Origin of the sequence: Streptomyces sp. NRRL F-5126 (assembly GCF_000721265.1) — a bacterium.
In the GTDB taxonomy this organism is placed as follows: domain Bacteria; phylum Actinomycetota; class Actinomycetes; order Streptomycetales; family Streptomycetaceae; genus Streptomyces.
The window spans coordinates 242703-259949 of the sequence record NZ_JOFZ01000001.1; the positions used below are offsets into that span (position 1 = coordinate 242703).

18 protein-coding genes are annotated in these 17247 nt (G+C 74.9%); 5 read left to right on the plus strand and 13 right to left on the minus strand.

Annotated elements, in window-relative coordinates; genetic code table 11:
• Positions 1-49: 49 nt before the first annotated feature.
• The 8 genes from IH48_RS0101100 to IH48_RS0101135 are packed head-to-tail and all read right to left on the minus strand — an operon-like array spanning position 50 to position 10295.
• Entirely contained in the window at positions 50-1288 is a 1239-nt protein-coding gene (locus tag IH48_RS0101100; protein WP_107059196.1) for a GNAT family N-acetyltransferase, read from the minus strand.
• On the minus strand, positions 1285-2061 hold the full coding sequence (locus tag IH48_RS0101105) for a lipopolysaccharide biosynthesis protein (RefSeq protein WP_324604272.1): 777 nt from the start codon (positions 2059-2061) through the stop codon (positions 1285-1287). Before IH48_RS0101105 ends, IH48_RS0101100 begins: the two co-directional genes overlap by 4 nt.
• Complete coding sequence (locus tag IH48_RS0101110; RefSeq protein WP_030897789.1) at positions 2058-3197, minus strand: glycosyltransferase; 1140 nt, start codon at positions 3195-3197, stop codon at positions 2058-2060. Before IH48_RS0101110 ends, IH48_RS0101105 begins: the two co-directional genes overlap by 4 nt.
• Complete coding sequence (locus tag IH48_RS0101115) at positions 3194-3991, minus strand: polysaccharide deacetylase family protein (protein WP_234434072.1); 798 nt, start codon at positions 3989-3991, stop codon at positions 3194-3196. Before IH48_RS0101115 ends, IH48_RS0101110 begins: the two co-directional genes overlap by 4 nt.
• Positions 3981-6077, minus strand: a complete 2097-nt coding sequence (locus IH48_RS0101120) for a lipid II flippase MurJ (protein WP_234434073.1) — start codon at positions 6075-6077, stop codon at positions 3981-3983. The genes IH48_RS0101115 and IH48_RS0101120 overlap by 11 nt, the downstream gene beginning before the upstream one ends.
• A complete protein-coding gene (locus IH48_RS0101125; RefSeq protein WP_030897795.1) occupies positions 6074-7450 on the minus strand; it encodes an O-antigen ligase family protein in 1377 nt (458 codons plus the stop codon). Before IH48_RS0101125 ends, IH48_RS0101120 begins: the two co-directional genes overlap by 4 nt.
• 38 nt (positions 7451-7488) lie before the next feature.
• Positions 7489-9078: an exopolysaccharide biosynthesis polyprenyl glycosylphosphotransferase gene (locus IH48_RS0101130; RefSeq protein ID WP_030897797.1), complete on the minus strand. Its 1590-nt coding sequence runs from the start codon at positions 9076-9078 to the stop codon at positions 7489-7491.
• The gene (locus tag IH48_RS0101135; RefSeq protein ID WP_051838933.1) at positions 9075-10295 is read right to left on the minus strand and encodes a glycosyltransferase; all 1221 of its coding nucleotides are present in this window, start codon (positions 10293-10295) and stop codon (positions 9075-9077) included. The genes IH48_RS0101130 and IH48_RS0101135 overlap by 4 nt, the downstream gene beginning before the upstream one ends.
• A 516-nt stretch (positions 10296-10811) precedes the next feature.
• Between IH48_RS0101135 and IH48_RS0101140 the strand changes: the two genes are divergently transcribed.
• From IH48_RS0101140 to IH48_RS0101160, 4 genes are all read left to right on the plus strand, one after another.
• Complete coding sequence (locus IH48_RS0101140; protein WP_030897800.1) at positions 10812-11051, plus strand: chaplin; 240 nt, start codon at positions 10812-10814, stop codon at positions 11049-11051.
• A 203-nt stretch (positions 11052-11254) separates the two neighbouring features.
• Complete coding sequence (locus tag IH48_RS0101150) at positions 11255-11980, plus strand: hypothetical protein (RefSeq protein WP_051838935.1); 726 nt, start codon at positions 11255-11257, stop codon at positions 11978-11980.
• Positions 11981-12223: 243 nt separating this feature from the next.
• The gene (locus IH48_RS0101155) at positions 12224-12571 is read left to right on the plus strand and encodes a hypothetical protein (protein ID WP_030897810.1); all 348 of its coding nucleotides are present in this window, start codon (positions 12224-12226) and stop codon (positions 12569-12571) included.
• 130 nt (positions 12572-12701) lie between these two features.
• Entirely contained in the window at positions 12702-12941 is a 240-nt protein-coding gene (locus tag IH48_RS0101160) for a chaplin (RefSeq protein WP_030897813.1), read from the plus strand.
• Between the two features lie 123 nt (positions 12942-13064).
• On the opposite strand, the gene IH48_RS0101165 is transcribed toward IH48_RS0101160, so the two are convergent.
• Positions 13065-13736 carry a vitamin K epoxide reductase family protein gene (locus IH48_RS0101165; protein WP_051838937.1) on the minus strand — a complete coding sequence of 224 codons (672 nt, stop codon included), beginning with the start codon at positions 13734-13736 and terminating at the stop codon, positions 13065-13067.
• Positions 13737-13918: 182 nt separating this feature from the next.
• On the opposite strand from IH48_RS0101165, the gene IH48_RS0101170 reads away from it, so the two are divergent.
• Positions 13919-14113, plus strand: coding sequence for a hypothetical protein (locus IH48_RS0101170; RefSeq protein ID WP_030897818.1), 195 nt, complete (start codon positions 13919-13921; stop codon positions 14111-14113).
• Between the two features lie 49 nt (positions 14114-14162).
• On the opposite strand, the gene IH48_RS0101175 is transcribed toward IH48_RS0101170, so the two are convergent.
• The 4 genes from IH48_RS0101175 to IH48_RS0101190 form a co-directional block, all read right to left on the minus strand.
• A complete protein-coding gene (locus IH48_RS0101175) occupies positions 14163-14657 on the minus strand; it encodes a DUF5949 family protein (protein WP_030897821.1) in 495 nt (164 codons plus the stop codon).
• An 82-nt stretch (positions 14658-14739) separates the two neighbouring features.
• A complete protein-coding gene (locus IH48_RS0101180) occupies positions 14740-16293 on the minus strand; it encodes a cytochrome P450 (protein ID WP_234434076.1) in 1554 nt (517 codons plus the stop codon).
• A complete protein-coding gene (locus IH48_RS0101185) occupies positions 16290-16934 on the minus strand; it encodes a GTP-binding protein (protein ID WP_051838940.1) in 645 nt (214 codons plus the stop codon). Before IH48_RS0101185 ends, IH48_RS0101180 begins: the two co-directional genes overlap by 4 nt.
• Positions 16912-17226: a DUF742 domain-containing protein gene (locus IH48_RS0101190; RefSeq protein WP_030897828.1), complete on the minus strand. Its 315-nt coding sequence runs from the start codon at positions 17224-17226 to the stop codon at positions 16912-16914. Before IH48_RS0101190 ends, IH48_RS0101185 begins: the two co-directional genes overlap by 23 nt.
• Between the last annotated feature and the right edge of the window lie 21 nt (positions 17227-17247).

A 17247-nucleotide genomic window follows, 5' to 3' on the forward strand; every position in this document is an offset into this window, starting at 1 on the left:
GGGCGCCAGGGCGCGCCGCTGACGCCCACCCGCGTGGGCGCCTGCGGCGTCATCCCGCGCGGCGGCTCGCGTGCGCGGCGGCGGCGCCCGCGGGCGCGGCGCCCCTGGCGCGCCACCGCTTCACCCAGCCGGCCGCGGTGCGGCGCGCCGACGCCCGCGCCACCAGCACGAGCAGCGCGGGCAGCAGCGCGGGACGGGCGAGCAGCAGCCGCTTGTTGCGCACGGCCTCCGGACGCCAGTGGCTCTTGTACGCCTCGGCGCCGCGCAGCATGCTCAGCGCGGCGCCGGGCGGCGAGTCCGGGCCGAAGTGCCCGGCGCTGTGCCGCAGCAGGAGCGCGGCGATGTCCACCTTGCGCTGCCTGAGCACGGGCGACGCGCCGTACAGGTAGCCGCCGGCCAGGCGCGGCGAGAGGAGCGTCAGGTCGGACGCCACCAGGACGCCGCCGAGGGAGAACTCCGTCATCCGCGCCTGCCCGCTCGCCGTCATGGCGCTGACGGAGCACGCCAGGTGCTCGCCGAACCGTGCCGACAGGTGCTCGGGGTTGACGCCGCGCCCGGCCCACTGGCGGCGGTGCAGGTCGATCAGGCGTCCGACGGCGGCTGGCACCTCGTGCTCGGGGACGGCGCGCGTCTCGATGGCGAGTTTGTCGATCTTGCGGAGCTTGGCGCGCAGCCGCTGGCCGGTCTGCGAGGGCAGCCGGCCGATGAGGCCGGCGACGGGCATCCCCGGCAGTTCGAGGCAGAGCGAGTCGGTGAGCTGCCTGCGCGGGCCCTGCCAGTGCGCGAAGAGCTCCTCGGCCGCGGCGCCCGGCCGCACCTCGCGCAGGTCGATGACGGCGGTACGGGCCAGCGCGGTGAGCACGTCGGTGAGCGCGGCGCCCGCGGGGCCCGTCCACGCGTCGTCGAGCAGCACGTCGCAGAAGTCGGTGATGGCGCCGCCGAGCGGGACGAGGACAGGGAAGGGCCGGTACGCGAGCGTCAGCGGCGCCACGGCGAGCAGCCGGCCGTCGCCGCCGCCGCGCACGGCCGCGATGCGCAGCCGTCCCGGCGTGCCGTAGGAGCGCCACCACGAGTGCAGCCAGGCGTGGCTCTGGAACGGCGTGGCCGCGCGGCAGCGCGCGAACAGCGCGTCCCACTCGCCGGCGAGCGACGCGAAGTCCGCCGGGTCGCGGTACACGTGCGTGGTGAGGGCGCCCTGGTCGTGCGGGGCCTCGTGCGTGGGCACGTGCTCGGCCTTGTGCGCGGGAGCGGCGCCGGTGGCGGGTCGTGCGGTCGGCTGTGCGGTCATGACACCGTTTCCTGCTGGGCCCCGAGGCCATCGGCGTGTGCCGTCGCGGGGCCGGGCACGGTCGCGGACGGGTACGGCTCGCTCTCGCGCCGCCGCCTCGGCCGTACGAGCAGGGCCAGCGCACCCAGCAGGCCGCCCGCGCAGCCGCCGACGAGTGCGGCGAGCGGGGTGGAGGGCGACGTCGGCGAGACCGGCTTGATCGCCCGGGAGAACTGGAGGACCTTCACGTTGGTGTCGGTCTGCAGGTGCGTGCCGTTGCTGACCAGCGCGCGGGCGACGCCGTCCGCCATGTCGACGGCGGTGGCGGGGTTCGCGTCGGTGGCGGTGACGGAGATCATCGGCGCGTCGGGCGAAGTCGCCGTCGTCACCTGGGCCTTGAGCTTCTCCACGGGCACACCCGCCCACACCTGGGCGTCGCCGAGTACCGCGACCTGCGAGGCGACGCGGCCGTACGCGGTGGCGAAGCCGAGCGCGGACGCCGGGTCGGACTTGCCGGTGGGCACGACGAGCACATAGCTCGTCGCGCTGTACTCGGGCGTGCTGACGGCGCCGTACACACCGCCCGCGGCGACCCCGGCGACGGCCGCCGCGGGGACGATGGTCCAGGTGGGCAGCCGCTTCAGCAGGGCGCGGGCGGAGGAGCGTGCGCGGCGGGCCGCGTTCTTCGGGCGGGCCGGTGTCCCCGCTGACGCACCGTCGGGTGAGGTGTCGTCCGCTGCCTTCCGTTCCGTCTTCTGATCCGCTGTCTTCTGATCCGCTGTCTTCGTGGTCATCGTCGGTCACTGGCTCCTCGTGTAGCGATCGTGTAGACGGCCATCAGCCGCTCGGCGCTGCGCGCGATGTCGTAGTGGTGCGCGGCCCGCGGCGTGGGCAGCCGCTCCCACGGCCCGGCGGTGAACCGCTGCTGGTACGTGCGCAGTTCGTCGGTCAGCTCGGGGGCGGCCCCCGATACCTGGCGCGCGCCGGGTGCCGCTTCGGGCGGCAGGTCGTGCAGGGCGGGGCAGGTGACGTGCAGCACCGGGAGCCCGGCGGCGAGCGCCTCGACGACGGCGAGGCCGAACGCCTCGTCGGGCGAGGGCGAGACGAACACGTCCATGGCGGACAGCAGTGCGGGCAGCGAAGGGGCGCCGGTGTGGGACGGCGGGTCCTCGCACTCGCCGGTGAGCAGGACGCGGTCGGCGGCGCCGCGCCGCCGCGCGACGGAGAGCAGCGCGTCGCGCTCCGGCCCGCCGCCGACGAGCAGCAGGCGGGCGTCCGGCAGGTCGGCCACGGCGCGCACGAGGGTGTCGAAGCGCTTGCCGCGGGTGAGCCGGCCGACGCCGCCGACGACGAACGCGCCGGCCGGCAGGCCGAGCCGCTCGCGGGTGGCGCGCCGGGCCGGCCCGTCGTACCGGAAGCGTCCCGCCTCGATGCCGTTGGGGACGACGTGGATGCGGTGGTGGGGCACGCCCCAGCGCTCCAGGCGGCGCGCCACGGTGTCGGACACGGCGACGGTGGCCGAGCCGAGGCGTTCGCCCGCGAGGTAGAGCGCGCGGGCACCGGTGGACAGCGGGCGTCCCTCGATCTGGCGTGCGCCGAGTGAGTGCTCGGTCGCGACCACGGCACGCACCCCGGCGAGCCGCGCCGCGAACCGCCCGTACACGCAGGCGCGGTAGAGGTGCGTGTGGACGAGGTCGTACCTCCCGCGCCTGATCATGCCGGCGAGACGGGGCAGTGCGGCCAGGTCGCGGTTGCCCGCCATGCCGAGGTGGGCCACGGACACGCCGTCCGCGGTGATGCCTGCGGCGACGGCGCCCGGGTTGCTGAGGGTGACGACGTCGTGGTCCGTGGGGAGGTGCCGCAGCAGGAGCCTGAGCTGCTGCTCGGCGCCGCCGATGCCGAGGCCGGTGATGACGTGGAGGACTCTCATGGCGCGGGCGCCTCCTGCACGCACGGCAGCTCGGACTCGTGCACCTCGGGGTAGGGGCCGTACGGGACGGGGGCGCGGCGCCTGCCGTGCAGCGCGTACTTGAGGAGCAGCCGCGCGGCGGTGTCCTGCCTGCCGACGTGCACGCGCGGGAGGGCGAAGAGGCCGGTGAGCGGCCCCGGGTCGATGGCGACGGCGTACCGGTACCCGGCGGCGCGCACGGCGTCGACGGCGCGTGCGTCGACGTTGCCGTACGGGTAGCAGAAGCCGGTCACCTCGCTCCCGGTGACGGCGGACAGCAGTTCGCGGCTGCGCGCGGTCTCCGCGGCGAGCAGCTCCGGGCCGACGGCGTCGTGGTCGGTGAGGTCCGTGTGCAGCAGGCCGTGCGAGCCGATCTCCATGCCCGCGTCGGCGGCGGCCCGGATGCCGTCCTCCGTCAGGAGCGGCTTGCGCGGGCCGCGCGGATCCCATTCGTTGCTGCCGCCGAGTCGTCCCGGCAGGACGTAGACGGTCGCGGTACAGCCGTGGCGCAGCAGCGCCGGCACGGCGTGCTCGGCGAAGTCGGCGTACCCGTCGTCGAAGGTGAGGCCGACGAGCCCGGCGGCCTTGCCCTCGGCGCGGGCGCGCAGCAGCCGCTCCATGGACACGCCCGTCAGGCCGCACCGGCGCATCAGGCGCAGCTGCTTGCCGAGGCGGGCGGGCGGGACGGTGACGCGGTAGGGGTCGTCGGCCGTGTCGGCGACCGAGTGGTACATGGCTGCCCGCAGGGGACCTGCGGACGGGGTGTCAGCGGGCATCGGTTGGCCTTCGTGTGACGGTGCGGATGGTACGGGCGAGCGGGGGCACGCGGACGGCCGCCGCGAGGAGGGCGCCGGTCCCGGGCGCCCGCAGGACGCCCGCCACGGCGAGGAAGGCGGCGGCGATCGCGGGGCACGCCGCGGCGAGCGCGAGGTACGGGTCGGCACTCACGGCGGCGCACGCCGCCCCCGCGCCGGTCGCCGCGGCGGCGGCGGTCGCGAGCTTGGCGAGGGCGGCGGCGACGTACGGGACGCGCACGGGGACGCTGCGCCGGCGCAGCCCGGCGAGTAGCAGCACGGCTGTGAGGCCGATGCCGAGCGCGTTGGCCGCCGCGATGCCGAGCACGCCCCAGGGGCCGACGAGCACGACGCCCGACGCGGTGGTCAGCGCGAGCCCGCCGAGCATGGTGAGCGCCGGGTACCACAGGGGGCGCGCGGCCGAGAAGTAGCAGCGCGCGAGCGCGCCGACGAGGGTCTGCCCGAGCAGCCCGAGCGCGTAGACGCGCATGACGGACGCGGTGGCCGCGGTGTCGGCCGCGTCGAACTCGCCGCGCTGGAAGAGGACGTGCACGAGCTGCGGGGCGCAGGCCACGACGAGCGCGGTGCCGAGGAGCACGACGACGGCGGCCGTCGCGAGGTCGCGTTCGACGCGCCTGCGCGCGGCGGCCGTGTCGCCCGCGGCCATGGCGCGGGCGACGGCGGGGAAGGTGACGGTGCACAGCATGAGCGACAGCGTCATCGGCAGCTGCGCCACCTTCTGCGCGTAGTTGAGGTGAGAGATGGCGCCCGACGCCAGCGGCGCGGCGAGGAAACGCTCGACGAGCACCTGCGCCTGCCTGCTCAGCGCGAAGACGATCACGGGGGCGACGAGCGCGACCCCGATGCCGGGTACGGCGGTGGCGGGCGTGGGGATCGCGGCCCGCACGCGCCGCCACAGCGAGGGCGCCTGCACGAGCACCATGCACACCCCGCCGAACGCGACCCCGAGCGCGGCGGCCCGCACTCCGAGGCGGCCCGGCAGCACGACCATCGTGGCGATGATGCCGGCGTTGTAGGCGACGTAGATCGCGGCTGGTGCGAAGAAGCGGGAGTGCGCGCGCAGGGCGGCGCTGAAGCAGCCGACGAGCCCGAAGGTGAACACGCACGTCGCGGTGGCGCGCGTGCAGTCGACGGCGAGCCGGTGGTCGGGCAGCCCGGGCGCGAGCGCGTCCACGACCCACGGCGCCCCGGCGATCAGCAGCAGCGCCACACCGCCGAGGACGCAGCACAGCGGCGTCAGCGTGCGGCGCAGCAGGGCGCGCACGGAGTGCTGGGCGACGGCGAGGCTGAACGCGGGTACCAGGATGAGCGCCATGGCGTCCTCGATGAGCAGGGTGGAGGACACCTCGGGAACGGTCCACGACACGAGGAACGCGTCGCTCTCGGCGCCGGCGCCGAAGAGGTGGGCGATGACCTGGTCACGCACGAGCCCGAGCAGCGCACCGAGCGCGGTGAGCACGGCGGTGACGAGCGCGGCCCGCCCGAACCGCACCCCGCCCCGCCCGGCAGGCCCGCCCTCGGCGCTGGACGCGCCGGCTCCGGGCGCGACACCGGCACCGGCCGAGCCGCCCGGCCCCGGCGCACCAGCACCCACGTCCGCCTCCGGCACCGCCGCACCCGATCCCACGGAGGCGGGCGCCGCCCCACCGCCCGCACCGGACGCCGCGTCAGCAGGACGGGGCTCAGGACCCGCGCCCGCTGCACCGCCGTCGCCTTCCGCCCCACCTGCGGGCCGGGGCGCCGGGCCCGCAGGTGCGGGCCGGGGACCGCCAGACCGCGGCGCCGCCCCGGCGCCGTCCACCCGCACCGCCGCCGCGGACGGCGCGTCAGGTGCGGGTATGGCGGCGGCTGTCTGCACGGCCGGCATGTTCGACGCGACGGGGCCCTGCGAGGCGCCGCTCGTGGCCACCACGGCAGCCGGTCCGTCGCCGTCCACCCGGACCGCCGTTGCGGCCACCGGTGCACCGGCGCCGGAGAGCGCGGCGCCCGCGCCCGGCGCCTCGTGCCCGCCGGCGCGCGGCGCGGGCGTGCCGCCGGTGGGGGTCACCGCTGCCGCGCCCGACCCGGGGCGCGGAGGTGTCCCACCGTGCCGAGTGACCATGCCGCCGCGAGGCCGAGCATCAGCGCGGTGAGGACCGTCGACGGGCCGCCGATGTCCGCGTACGCGAAGTCGATGAGCTGCCACACCAGCAGCGCGCACACCATGGCCGCGATGCCCGCGTCCCGGCGCTCGCGCAGCGCGCGGGGCAGCCGGCGCACGGCGCACACCAGGATCGCCAGCCAGCTGCCCACCAGCGCGAGCACCCCGATCACCCCCTGCTCGCTGAGGATCAGCAGGTACATGTTGTGCGGGGAGAGCAGCGGCTCGCGCTGGAAGCCCGCGCCCGCGCCGTCGGTGTCGCTGCCCGAGGACAGTGCGAGCGAGGCGTGCGCATCGCGGTACGCGGGGAAGCCCTTGAGCCCGACGCCGGACACGGGGTCCTCGCGCCACATGTCGACCGCGGCCGCCCACATGGTGTACCGGTCGGTCACGGACTGGTCGGGGTCGCCCGCGACCCGCGTGATCGAGTCGAGCCGCTGCCCGACGAGCTGGGAGCCGACGCCGAACCCGCCGATCAGCACCACCCCGAGCGCGCCCGCGGCAAGCGCCACGACGACCGCGCGCCGTACCCCCGTCGCCACGAGCATCGCGGCGAGCGCGGCGGCCGTCGCGATCCAGGCGCCGCGGCTGAACGACAGCACGAGCGGCACCACGAGCAGCCCGGCACACACCGCGGCGCAGGCCCGGACGCGCGGGGCCGCGCGCCGGTCGAGCGCGTAACCCGCCGCGACGATCAGGCCGTACGACACGACCGTGGCCATGCCCATCACGTCCGTCGGGCCGAACGTGCCGACCGCCCTGATGTCCTTGCCCTCGTACGACGCCCCGGTGGCGGTCAGGTTCTGGACGACGCCGACGCCGCCCTCGACGAGCGCCAGCGCGACCAGCCCGCCGGCCACGACCGCGAAGTCGCGCCTGCCGCGCACCAGCAGGACGAGCGCGGCGGGCACGAGCACGAAGATCTGCAGGTAGCGCGGCACCCCGGCGAGGCTGAACGCGGGGTCGTGCGAGGCGATCGCGGCGACGGACACGCCCACCACGGGGGCGCCGAGCACCACAGCGGCCGTCCGGCTCAGCGGCCGCTCTCGCAGGCGCAGCAGCCGCCCCGCGCAGAACAGCACGAGGACCCCCGAGGCGGCGTCGGCGACCGTGCCCGTGCCCTCGGACGCGCTGCCGCCCGGCGGCGCGGGCACGGCGAGCAGGGCGAGTACGGCCAGGACGGGCAGCAGGTGCGCGTACCGCCAACGGGTCAGTCGCACGAGGGCGTTGGCGGGTTCCCGCTCCGCCACCGCGGGAGCGGGCGAGGGGGCCGCGGGCATCACCACGACAGGTGCGGACACGGGCGCGGGCGCGGTCATCAGCTGCCCGCCGGCCGGACGAGCGAGGCCGCCGTGCGCAGCAGGATGCACACGTCCTGCCAGAGCGACCAGTGGTCGATGTAGTGGTTGTCGAAGCGCGAGCGGTCCTCGATGGACGTGTCGCCGCGCAGCCCGTGCACCTGCGCGAGGCCGGTGATGCCGACGGGCATCCGGTGGCGTGCCGCGTACCCGGGCAGGGTCTTGCTGAAGTTCGCGACGAAGTGCGGGCGTTCGGGGCGCGGCCCGACGAGGCTCATGTCGCCGCGCAGCACGTTCCACAGCTGCGGAAGCTCGTCGAGCGAGGTGCGGCGCAGCAGCCTGCCGACGGTACTCATGCGGTGGTCGCCCGCGATGTTCCAGCGGGTGGCGGACTCGTGCTCGTCGGCGGGGCGCAGGGTGCGGAACTTCAGCAGGGTGAACAGGCGGCCGTCCTGCCCGACACGCTCCTGCCGGAACAGCACGCCGGGGCCGTCGCACAGCCGCACGGCGAGCGCGCAGCCGAGCAGGACCGGCGAGACGGCGAGCAGCGCGGGCGCCGCGACGGCCATGTCGAGGCAGCGTTTCGCCCGTCTGCCGCGCCGGCGCGGCTCCGGTGCGTCCACGCGGCGGCAGGCGAAGCCCCAGAGGTGCTCGGGCATGCTCGGGCGCGGGCCCGCCGCGTCCCGGGCGTCGCCGACGAACAGCACGCCGCACCCGTACGCGCGCAGCAGCGCGACGAGCTCGCCCGTGCCGGCGCCATCCGCCGCACTGAAAGAATCAGCGCCGACGCCGACGAACACCGCCTCGGACACGCCGCCCAGGACGACGGCACGCTGGACGTCCTCGACGGACGCGAGCACCGGCGGCACCGCGCGCATGTCCTGCCCGTCGGTGCCGACAGCGGAGGCGGCGGACGCGGCGCCTGACGGCGCGTCGGCGCAGCAGTCCACAAGGCCCACGGGCAGCAGCCCGTACTCCGGGTGGCGCGCCAGCAGTGCCGCCACCGCCCGCGCCTGCGCGCCGCCGCCCACGACGAGGGCGGGGCGCCCCGCGGCGCGCGCCGCCGCGCGTGCGCGCACGTTCACCGCGGCCCGCAGCCCGCAGGCGACGGCGAGCTGCGCGCCCACGCCCCCGGCGAGCGTGGACAGGGCGCACACGTCCGCGACGGAGAACAGGGCGTCGCACACGGCCGCCGCCACGCACCACGCGATACCGACGCGGACAGCGAACGCGGGCAGCCGGTCGAGCACCGACGGGTTCACCGCCGTCCCGTACAGGCCGCCGTACGCGTTGAGTCCGGTGACGCACGCGACGAGCAGCGCGGCCAGCGTGATCCCGGCGGGCCCCGCCGCCACCTGGCTGCCGACCCGCAGGACGGCCATCGCCGCGAGCACGCCCGCCGCGTCGGCGGCGAGGAGCGGCAGCGTCCGGCGGGCCGGCCTGCGCACGCGCGCGGGCGCCGCGACGCGGTCGAACGGTTCGAGGCCGCGCGGCGCGTGGTCGCGCGCGCGCTCACGCGGCGGCGCGGCGATCGTGATGCGGCCCGTGCTCTGCCCGGCGCTGCTCGGGGCCCCCGAGGGGGAGGGGAGACCGGTGCTTTCCGTGGTCACTGGTGGATCGGCTCCCTGCGCTCGGGGTGCGGCGCGTCCGCGACCTCGCGGTAGACGTCCGCGATGGCCGCGGCGGTCAGCCGCACGTCGAAGGTGCTCAGAACGTGGTCGTGCGCCTGGCGGCCGAGTGCCGCGCGGCCAGGACCGTCGCGCAGCAGCGCGGCGACGGCCGCGGCGAGCGCCGCGGGGTCCCCGGCCGGTACGAGGCAGCGTTCCGCGTGCCCTGGCGGCAGGGACTCGCGCGAGCCGTCCACATCGGTCAGGACGACGGGCCGGCCGCAGGCCATGGCTTCGAGCGGGGAGAGCGCCATGCCCTCCCAGCGGGACGGCAGGACGGCCAGGTCGGCCGCGCGGTACCAGCGCGCGGTGTCGGCGACCGCACCCGCGAACAGCACGGACGGTGGTGCCGCGGCGCGCAGTGACGCGGCGTCAGGACCGTCTCCGACGAGGACGAGGCGCGCGCCCGGCACCTCGCGCGCGACGCACTCCCACGCGCGCAGCAGGACGTCCTGCCCCTTCTGCCGGCACAGCCTGCCGACGCACACGACGACGGGGGCCGCCTCCGTGTCGGGCCCCGCGTCGAGGTCGAGCCCGTCCCTGCCGAGGCCGGCGAGCGGCAGCGGCGCGCCGCCGTCCCCGGACCCGGTGTCCTGCGACGCGGAGGGCGTGAAGCGCCCGGTATCGACTCCGTTGCGCACGACACGGAAGGTGGCGCGCACACCGGCGCGCACCCCGGTCGCGCGCTCCGCGTCGCTGACGCACACGATGCGGTCGCTCCAGCGCGCCGCCCACCGCTCCCAGCCGCGAGCGGCGGCCGCCATCGGGCCGCCGACGGCCTCGAAGGACCATGCGTGCGGCTGGAAGACGGTGGGCACACGGCCCCGCGCGGCGAGCCGGCCGGCGAGCCCCGCCTTCGCGCTGTGGGCGTGCAGGACACCGGGGCGCACCGCGTCGATGATGCGGGCGGCCGAGCGGACCTCGCCGGGCAGCGCCGGTCCCGGCTGCCGGGTGGCCCGCCACGGCCTGACCTCGGCTCCCGCGCGTACGGCCGCGGCGGCGAGGAAGCCCTCGGGCGGGCAGCCGACGACGACGCGCAACCCGGCCGCGGCCTGTGCGGCGACGAGGTCGGCGACGACGCGCGGCACACCGCCTTCGATGGGCTGGACGAGGTGCAGGGCGGTGAAGCCGGTGTCGGCCCCGGAACTACCGGACGTCACGCGCACTTCGTCCCACTTCTTTCCGCTGCTGGAGGAGGAGGCGCCGGCCGGGCCCCCACGCGTCGGAGGGTCCCCGGTCAGTCCCCGGCCCCCGCCTGTACGAAGAACGCACCGGACCCCAGGGGGTCACGCCCGGTGCCGGATCGAACGCCAAGTCGCCCCTCACCGGCGGTCAGAGCGGTCTCCGGGTCGAACACACCTGAGTCGTGGCCACGGTTGTTCGCATAAAAGGTTTGTCTCTTGATCCGCTCAACGCCACGGGAACCCCACCCTCCGGAGGTCGCGCAAATAGCCCGAAAGAGTCCCATCCGGACCGATAGGCACCTTTACAGAGCGGGCCCTGAATGTGACGGAGGCACGCGGACGCACCGGGCTGCCAGGGTCGCGGCCAGGCAGAAGAGCTCAGGCTTCACTCATTCGGGGCAGCAACCGATCGGGTGCAGCCGCGTTGATCGGTACGTCGGGCATTCGCGCCCGGCGTTCGTTTTGTCTGTCACACCGAGGAGCCTCATCCCCATGTCGCGTATCGCGAAGGCTGTTGTTCTGTCCACCACGGCGGTCGCCGCTGTCGCCGGCGCGTCCGGTGCCGCGTTCGCCGACGCCGGCGCGGGTGCCGCTGCCATCGGCTCCCCCGGCGTCATCTCCGGCAACGTCGTGCAGGTCCCGGTCCACGTGCCGGTCAACGTCTGCGGCAACACCGTCAACGTGATCGGTCTGCTGAACCCCGCGTTCGGCAACACCTGCGTCAACGCCTGAGGCATTACGCCCTGAGGCGCCCGAGGAGCCGTCCCGCCGTCCAGGCGTGGCGGCTCCTCTCCATGTGCGGCGCCGGCGCCAGTGCCATTGGTACGGATGAGGACGTGTCAGCCACCCGTTCGGACCGGGGCGCGTTGCGGGACACACCGGCGGAACGGACCGTGAAGTGACCGTTCCCCGTGTCCCGAAAGGACCCCCGCACGATGCGCCCCCAGCTCCCCCTGACCGCCGCGGCCGCCGCCGCCTGCACCGCACTCGCTCTCGGCACCGCCGGCCCCGCGGCCGCCGCCGTCCACACCCCGCACGGCGCCGGCCACGCCGCCCCCGCCGCCCACCAGCCCCTCCCCCGCGCCCCGCTGCCCGACGCCGCCACGCTGGCCCGCCAGATCAACACGCTCAGGGACGCGGGCGGCGTGCTGACGCCCGTCACCGACCTGCTGAGGACCGTGGCCGCGGCGAAGGACGGCAAGGTGCCGGCCGCGGAGGCGAACAGGCTCGGCGACGCCGCGACCCACGCCATCACCGCGGCGAAGCCGAAGGCCGCCGCCACGGGCACCCGGCCGGACGCCGCGGCCAAGCCGAAGGCCACCGTCACCCAGGCGCTCGACGGCCTGCAGAAGTCCGTGGACGCCCTTGTCACGGCGGCGAAGGCGGGCAACGCGACGAAGGCCAGAACGGGAACGTCGGACGCCGTGACGAAGCTCGTCAACGTGCTGGTCGCGGACGTGCTCGCCGGCGGCCTGCCGAAGCCCGACCTGCCTGGCCTGCCCGACCTGCCGACCATGCCCGCGACGTCCACCACACTGCCGTCGACGTCCACGCTGCCGTCGTCCGACCGGCCGGCGACGACGACACTCCCGGCCGACGTGCCGGCGGTCTCGACGCTGCCCGCGCCCGCGGTGCCGGGGATGGCCGGCCTCTACCGCTGAACCCGCACGCCTGAGACACCGTCGTACACCGAGCGGCCCGGAGCCGGCACACCGCCGGACCCGGGCCGCCGCGTCGTGTCCGGCCCATGCGCCCCAACGACCGCGCCCCGCATTCGATACGCGCGGCACACCGGTGCCAGGCGTAAGAGTGGCACCGGCGGAATTCGGCCGTCTCGCAGTTTCCCCCGGTGGCGCGGGCTCGTTAGGGATGACGCAGTCCGACGCGAAAGAAGGTTCACGCACATGAAGTCCATGAAGGTTGCCGCGATCGTCACCGGTTCCCTGGTCGCGCTGGGTGGGGCGGCCCCGGCCTTCGCCAACGGCCTCACCCCCTCGAGCCTGAACGGCGGGATCGACGAGATCGCCGCCAACGGGCTGCGCAGCGGCTCGCCGATCAACACCAACGCGCTGGACACGGAGAACAAGGGCTCGCTGGTCAACGCGGTCAGTGACACGGCGCAGAGCCTGGGCAAGTCGAAGCCGGGCCAGAAGCAGGGCAAGAGCGGGCAGGGCAAGAGCGGGCAGGCCAAGGGGTCAGACGCCGGCCAGGGCGTCGGTTCCCTCCTCGGCGGTCTCCCGCTCGGCGGCTGACACACGCCGTCCGGCGGCAGGTGCCGGCGTTACGCCAGGCGATGGAGTTTCGGCGGGTGACCGGGTCGCTCCCCTCAGGGGGGCGATTCGGCACATAAAGTGAAAAAACCACCGAAGAAAGGTACATCGCATGAACGGCATCAAGAAGGCGGCCGTGGTCGTCGCGACCGCCGGAATCGCCGCGTTCGCGGCAGCCGGCACCGCCGCCGCCGACGCGGGTGCGGGCGCCGTGGCCGCCGGTTCCCCGGGTGTCCTGTCCGGCAACGTCGTCCAGGTCCCGATCCACATCCCGGTCAACGCCTGCGGCAACACCGTGAGTGTGATCGGCCTGCTGAACCCCGCGTTCGGCAACGGTTGCGTCAACCGCTGATCGGTTCGCGACCTACCTCGCAGGAACGGCTTGTTCTCCCCCTCGGGAACACGACGGAGCGGCTGTGTGGAGTTGGGGCTCCACGCAGCCGCTCCGGCTTTTTCCTGACGCCCCGTCCGGGACTCAGCTCGTCCAGAAGTCCCACCAGCGGGTCAGTACGAGCATCCCGATGCCGCCGAGCCAGAGCAGCGGCGGCATCCAGTGGAACTCGGTCAGCGCCGAGCGCAGCCAGGCGGGTGCGGGGATGATCCTGTTGCGGACGTTGTGCACGGTGACGTAGCAGAACATCAGCGTCGTGCCCGTCCAGGCCAGGCAGCACCACAGGCACAGCGCGTTGATGTCGTACAGCGACTGCACCTGGAGCCACGAGCAGAAGCCGACGCCGAACAGCGTGCCGCCCTGCAGCCCGAGCCAGTACCAGCGGCCGTATCGCGCGCCCGCCAGGACGCCCATGCCGATGGCGATCACCACCGGGTACGTCGCGAGGCCGAGCATCGGGTTGGGGAACCCGAAGACCCACGCCTGGGCGCTCTTCATCACACTGCCGCAGGACACCACCGGATTCAGGCTGCAACCCGGTGTGAAACCGGGGTCCTTGAGGAGCTTGAACTCGTCGAGTGTGATGACCCAGGCGGCCAGCAGGCCCATGAAACCCGACACCACCAGGAGCGCACCGAACCCCCGGCTGCCGCCGTACCCGGCCGCACCGCCCCCGGGATCCGCGCCGCGCGCGCGTGCCGCCCTGCCGTTGCTCTCACTGCCGGCGGATTCCCTGCCGGCGACTGCCGTTGCCATACGGACGACGCTATGCCCGCCGGGATCAACGCCCGGCGTGGCAGCGGTGGTTTCACTGGAACGAGGGAGGCTGGACCGGCAGGAAAATCAGATGAGACACGCGCTCGAAGAAGCGTTTCACCCGTACCCCGTCCCACCCCTCAAGGCAGTGACTCCCGTGCGCCGCGCCGCGTTGTCCGTGCATGGAGACCCTCCACGCCCAGCGCCGTGAAAGCACGCAGGACACCCGGACCGCCGCACGCGCCGAGCCTGCGCGCGGCCGCACGCCCACACCCATCTACAACGCGCTCGTGCGCGAGTGGGGGGCCGCAGGACGCACCGTCCCCGCGAGACCCACCACGACCGGCTCGGGGTTCCGCTTCCCCGCCGCACGCTGACGCCGCGACCGGCGGGGCGCCACCCTTGCGGGCCGGCCCCGCCGGCCCGTCAGCCCGTCAGGCTGCGGACCGGGACGAGGCAGTGTGCCGCGCTGAGCAGCACCTCGTCGTCACCGACGAAGGCGCGCAGCCGCTCCTCGGTGACCGGCCGCCCGGGCACCGCGTCCGTCCACGGCTTGGTGGCCACGATGAAGTACACGTGCCCGACCCTGCGCGCGTCCTCCTCCCACTCGGGGGGCACGGGGCACTGCGCGTTCAGGTACGGCATCGTCAGTACCGCGCGCCCCGCCTCGACGAGGAGGGTGATGGCGGTCGACGGCTTGTCCGCGAGGTCCACGACCTCCTCGCCGGCGCGCAGGCCGATCTCGCCGAGCACCGTGCGCAGGGTCTCCTCGCCCGCGGCCGGGCCCTCGCGCCCGTCACCGAGCGAATAGGCCAGCAGGAAGGGCGCGTTGCGCTCACCCTCGGCGGGGTCGCTGGTCCAGGGGATCACCGAGAGCGTACCCATGAGGGGAACGTACGAAGCGGTGTTTCCAGTAGTCATATTCCGGCACATTAGCCGCCTTTGGGCTCGCCTCGTGAACCCGTTTCACTCGACCGGGTGATGCCCGCGCAGCCGCTCGCCGTCACAGCGCCACGGGTGTGAACGAGACGGGCAGATGGGCGGGCACGCGGGTCCAGGGCGACGGGCTGGGCGCCAGATCGGCGGCGGGCACGGTGAGTTCGATGTCCGGCAGCAGGTTGAGCACGGTGCGCACCGCGGTACGCGCGATCAGCCGCGCGGGCAGCTGCGCGGGGCAGCGGTGCGGGCCCGCGGAGAACGCGAGATGGGCGCGGTTGCCCCAGTCCTCGCTCTCGTCGGGGCGGATCCGCGGGTCGTCGTTGGCGGCGGCGATCCCCATGACCAGGCAGTCGCCGCGGCGCAGCCGCCGGCCGCCGAGCGTGGTGTCGTGCAGCACGTACCTGGCCGGCATCGCGTGCATCGGCGGTTCGCGCCAGAGCGCCTCGTCCAGGGCGTCGTCCACCCCGAGGCGTCCGCCCCTCACCTGCGCGGCGAACCTGGGGTCCGTGATCATCATCCGCAGCGTGTGCGCGATCCAGGAGATCGCCGGCATGTTGGCCGCGATCAGCGTCAGGTGCATCGCCGCGAACCGTTCCTCGTCGGTCCTGAGGTTCGGATGGTGCGCGAACGTCCAGGTCAGGTCCTGTTCGGGGGCTCGCCTCGGCCGGCTGAGCATGTCGCCGATGATGCGGTGCTGCGTCTGGTACGCGGTCTCCGAGTCGGGTCCCGAGCCGATGACGCCGTACACCGTCCGCACGAGCTCCTCGCTGCGCGCGGTGTCGAGGCCGAAGAGCCCCGCGAGGGACATCATCGGGGCGAGTGCCGCGTACTGGCTCACCAGGTCGGCGCGGCCCGCCGGGGCGAACTTCGCGACGAGGCCGTGGCAGCGGCTCTCGATCTGGCGCCGCGCCGCGCGTTCGTTGAGGCGCCCCACCCCCTCGTCGAAGGGCGCGCGCATGCGCCGGTGCTCGGCGCCGTCCTCGTGGTAGCAGACGGGGTGGTAGCGCATCATCGGCATCAGCGGGGAGTCGGGCGAGATCCGCTGCTCCCTGATGGCGTGCCAGTTGCGCGGGTCGCGGGAGAACAGCTGCTCCATGCGTGTCACGACGAGGAGTTCGGGGTAGCCCATCACCAGCCAGGCCGACAGGCCGGGTTCCAACTCGACGGGCGCCAGCGCCCCGTGGCGCGTCCGCAGCTCGCGGTAGACCTCGTGCGGGTCGGACGACGAGACGACGGAGGTCAGCGGGACGGGCCGCGCGGTCGCGCCGAGCCCTTCGGACGCGCCGCCGTGCGCGACGGGGCAGGCGGGCATCGCCGGGTGCGGGCCCGTCGCCTGCGGACCGGGGCCGTGGGCGCCCGCGCCGCCGTCGTCCGCCCTCGCGCTGCCGCGACCCGCGTCGTCGCGGGTCCCGCCGCCGTGCGCGCTGTCCGTGGCGGTGCCCCGCCGGCTCCCCCCGCGCGTACCCCTGCCGTCGCCGTACGCGCCTGGGCCGCCCGCGCCCTGCCTGCCCACCTCGCCACCGCCCGTGTCGCCGCCGCGGGGGGCCGGCGCGTTGCGCCCGTACCCGCCCGCACCGTCCCTGCCGGGGCCGTCCGCGCCCGTTCCTTGCGTGCTCACAGGGCGGCTCCCGGTGTGGAGAGGGGGGTGGGAACGGCGGTGGAGAGGGCAGCGGTGACCGGCTCGCTGTCCAGCACGTGTTCGACGAGGGTGATCAGCACACCCGCCGCCGATCCGCGGTCCCGCGCGTCGCACGTCACGATCGGTGTCTCCTCAAGGAGGTCGAGCGCCTCGCGCAACTCCTCGGTCGCGTAGGCCTGGCTGTCGGGGAAGGTGTTGACCGCGACCGCGAACGGGATGTTGCGGATCTCCAGTTGTTCCAGCACGTCGAAGCTGTCCTCCAGCCTGCGGGTGTCGATCAGGACGAGCACCCCGAGCGCGCCTTCGAGCAGCCCCTCCCACAGATCCCAGAACCGCCGCTGGCCCGGTGTGCCGAACAAGTAGAGGACGATGCGCGGGCTGAGCGTCACCCTGCCGAAGTCCATCGCGACGGTGGTCGTCGTCTTCGAGTCCATCCCGGCCAGGTCGTCCACGCCGACGCTCGCCTGCGTCATCACCTCCTCGGTGCGCAGCGGCGTGATCTCGCTGACGGAGCCCACCAGGGTGGTCTTGCCGACGCCGAACGCGCCGACGACGGGGATCTTGACGGCCTGCTGGACAGTGTCGGGCAGGTAGCGGTCAGCGGAGCCTACGGAGACCATCCAGTACCTCCTGGAGCAGTTGCGGGTCGGGCAGTACGGCCTGCGGCACGCCGGAGCGCGCGATGAGGTGACCGCTGTCGACCAGGTCGGACGCCACCACCTTCACCAGGCTCACGGGCAGTTCGAGGTGGGCGGCGGCCTCGACCAGGGACAGCAGCCGCTCGCACATCCGCACGAGGGCGCGCTCCTCCCTGGTCGCGGAAACCGGCAGGGGCGCCTCCGCCCCGGTGGCGACCAGCAGGGTCTCGACGCCGACCGTGTTGCGGGTGGGGCGCGTGCGGCCCTTGGTGATGACGTACGGCCGGAGCGCGGC

What these genes read in the sequence shown, in the direction of transcription:
- IH48_RS0101100 (WP_107059196.1), bottom strand. Translation starts at nt 1,288, where the DNA reads ATGACCGCACAGCCGACCGCACGACCCGCCACCGGCGCCGCTCCCGCG.
- IH48_RS0101105 (WP_324604272.1), bottom strand. Translation starts at nt 2,061, where the DNA reads ATGACCACGAAGACAGCGGATCAGAAGACAGCGGATCAGAAGACGGAA.
- IH48_RS0101110 (WP_030897789.1), bottom strand. Translation starts at nt 3,197, where the DNA reads ATGAGAGTCCTCCACGTCATCACCGGCCTCGGCATCGGCGGCGCCGAG.
- IH48_RS0101115 (WP_234434072.1), bottom strand. Translation starts at nt 3,991, where the DNA reads ATGCCCGCTGACACCCCGTCCGCAGGTCCCCTGCGGGCAGCCATGTAC.
- IH48_RS0101125 (WP_030897795.1), bottom strand. Translation starts at nt 7,450, where the DNA reads ATGCCCGCGGCCCCCTCGCCCGCTCCCGCGGTGGCGGAGCGGGAACCC.
- IH48_RS0101140 (WP_030897800.1), top strand. Translation starts at nt 10,812, where the DNA reads ATGTCGCGTATCGCGAAGGCTGTTGTTCTGTCCACCACGGCGGTCGCC.
- IH48_RS0101150 (WP_051838935.1), top strand. Translation starts at nt 11,255, where the DNA reads ATGCGCCCCCAGCTCCCCCTGACCGCCGCGGCCGCCGCCGCCTGCACC.
- IH48_RS0101155 (WP_030897810.1), top strand. Translation starts at nt 12,224, where the DNA reads ATGAAGTCCATGAAGGTTGCCGCGATCGTCACCGGTTCCCTGGTCGCG.
- IH48_RS0101160 (WP_030897813.1), top strand. Translation starts at nt 12,702, where the DNA reads ATGAACGGCATCAAGAAGGCGGCCGTGGTCGTCGCGACCGCCGGAATC.
- IH48_RS0101165 (WP_051838937.1), bottom strand. Translation starts at nt 13,736, where the DNA reads ATGGCAACGGCAGTCGCCGGCAGGGAATCCGCCGGCAGTGAGAGCAAC.
- IH48_RS0101170 (WP_030897818.1), top strand. Translation starts at nt 13,919, where the DNA reads ATGGAGACCCTCCACGCCCAGCGCCGTGAAAGCACGCAGGACACCCGG.
- IH48_RS0101175 (WP_030897821.1), bottom strand. Translation starts at nt 14,657, where the DNA reads ATGACTACTGGAAACACCGCTTCGTACGTTCCCCTCATGGGTACGCTC.
- IH48_RS0101185 (WP_051838940.1), bottom strand. Translation starts at nt 16,934, where the DNA reads ATGGTCTCCGTAGGCTCCGCTGACCGCTACCTGCCCGACACTGTCCAG.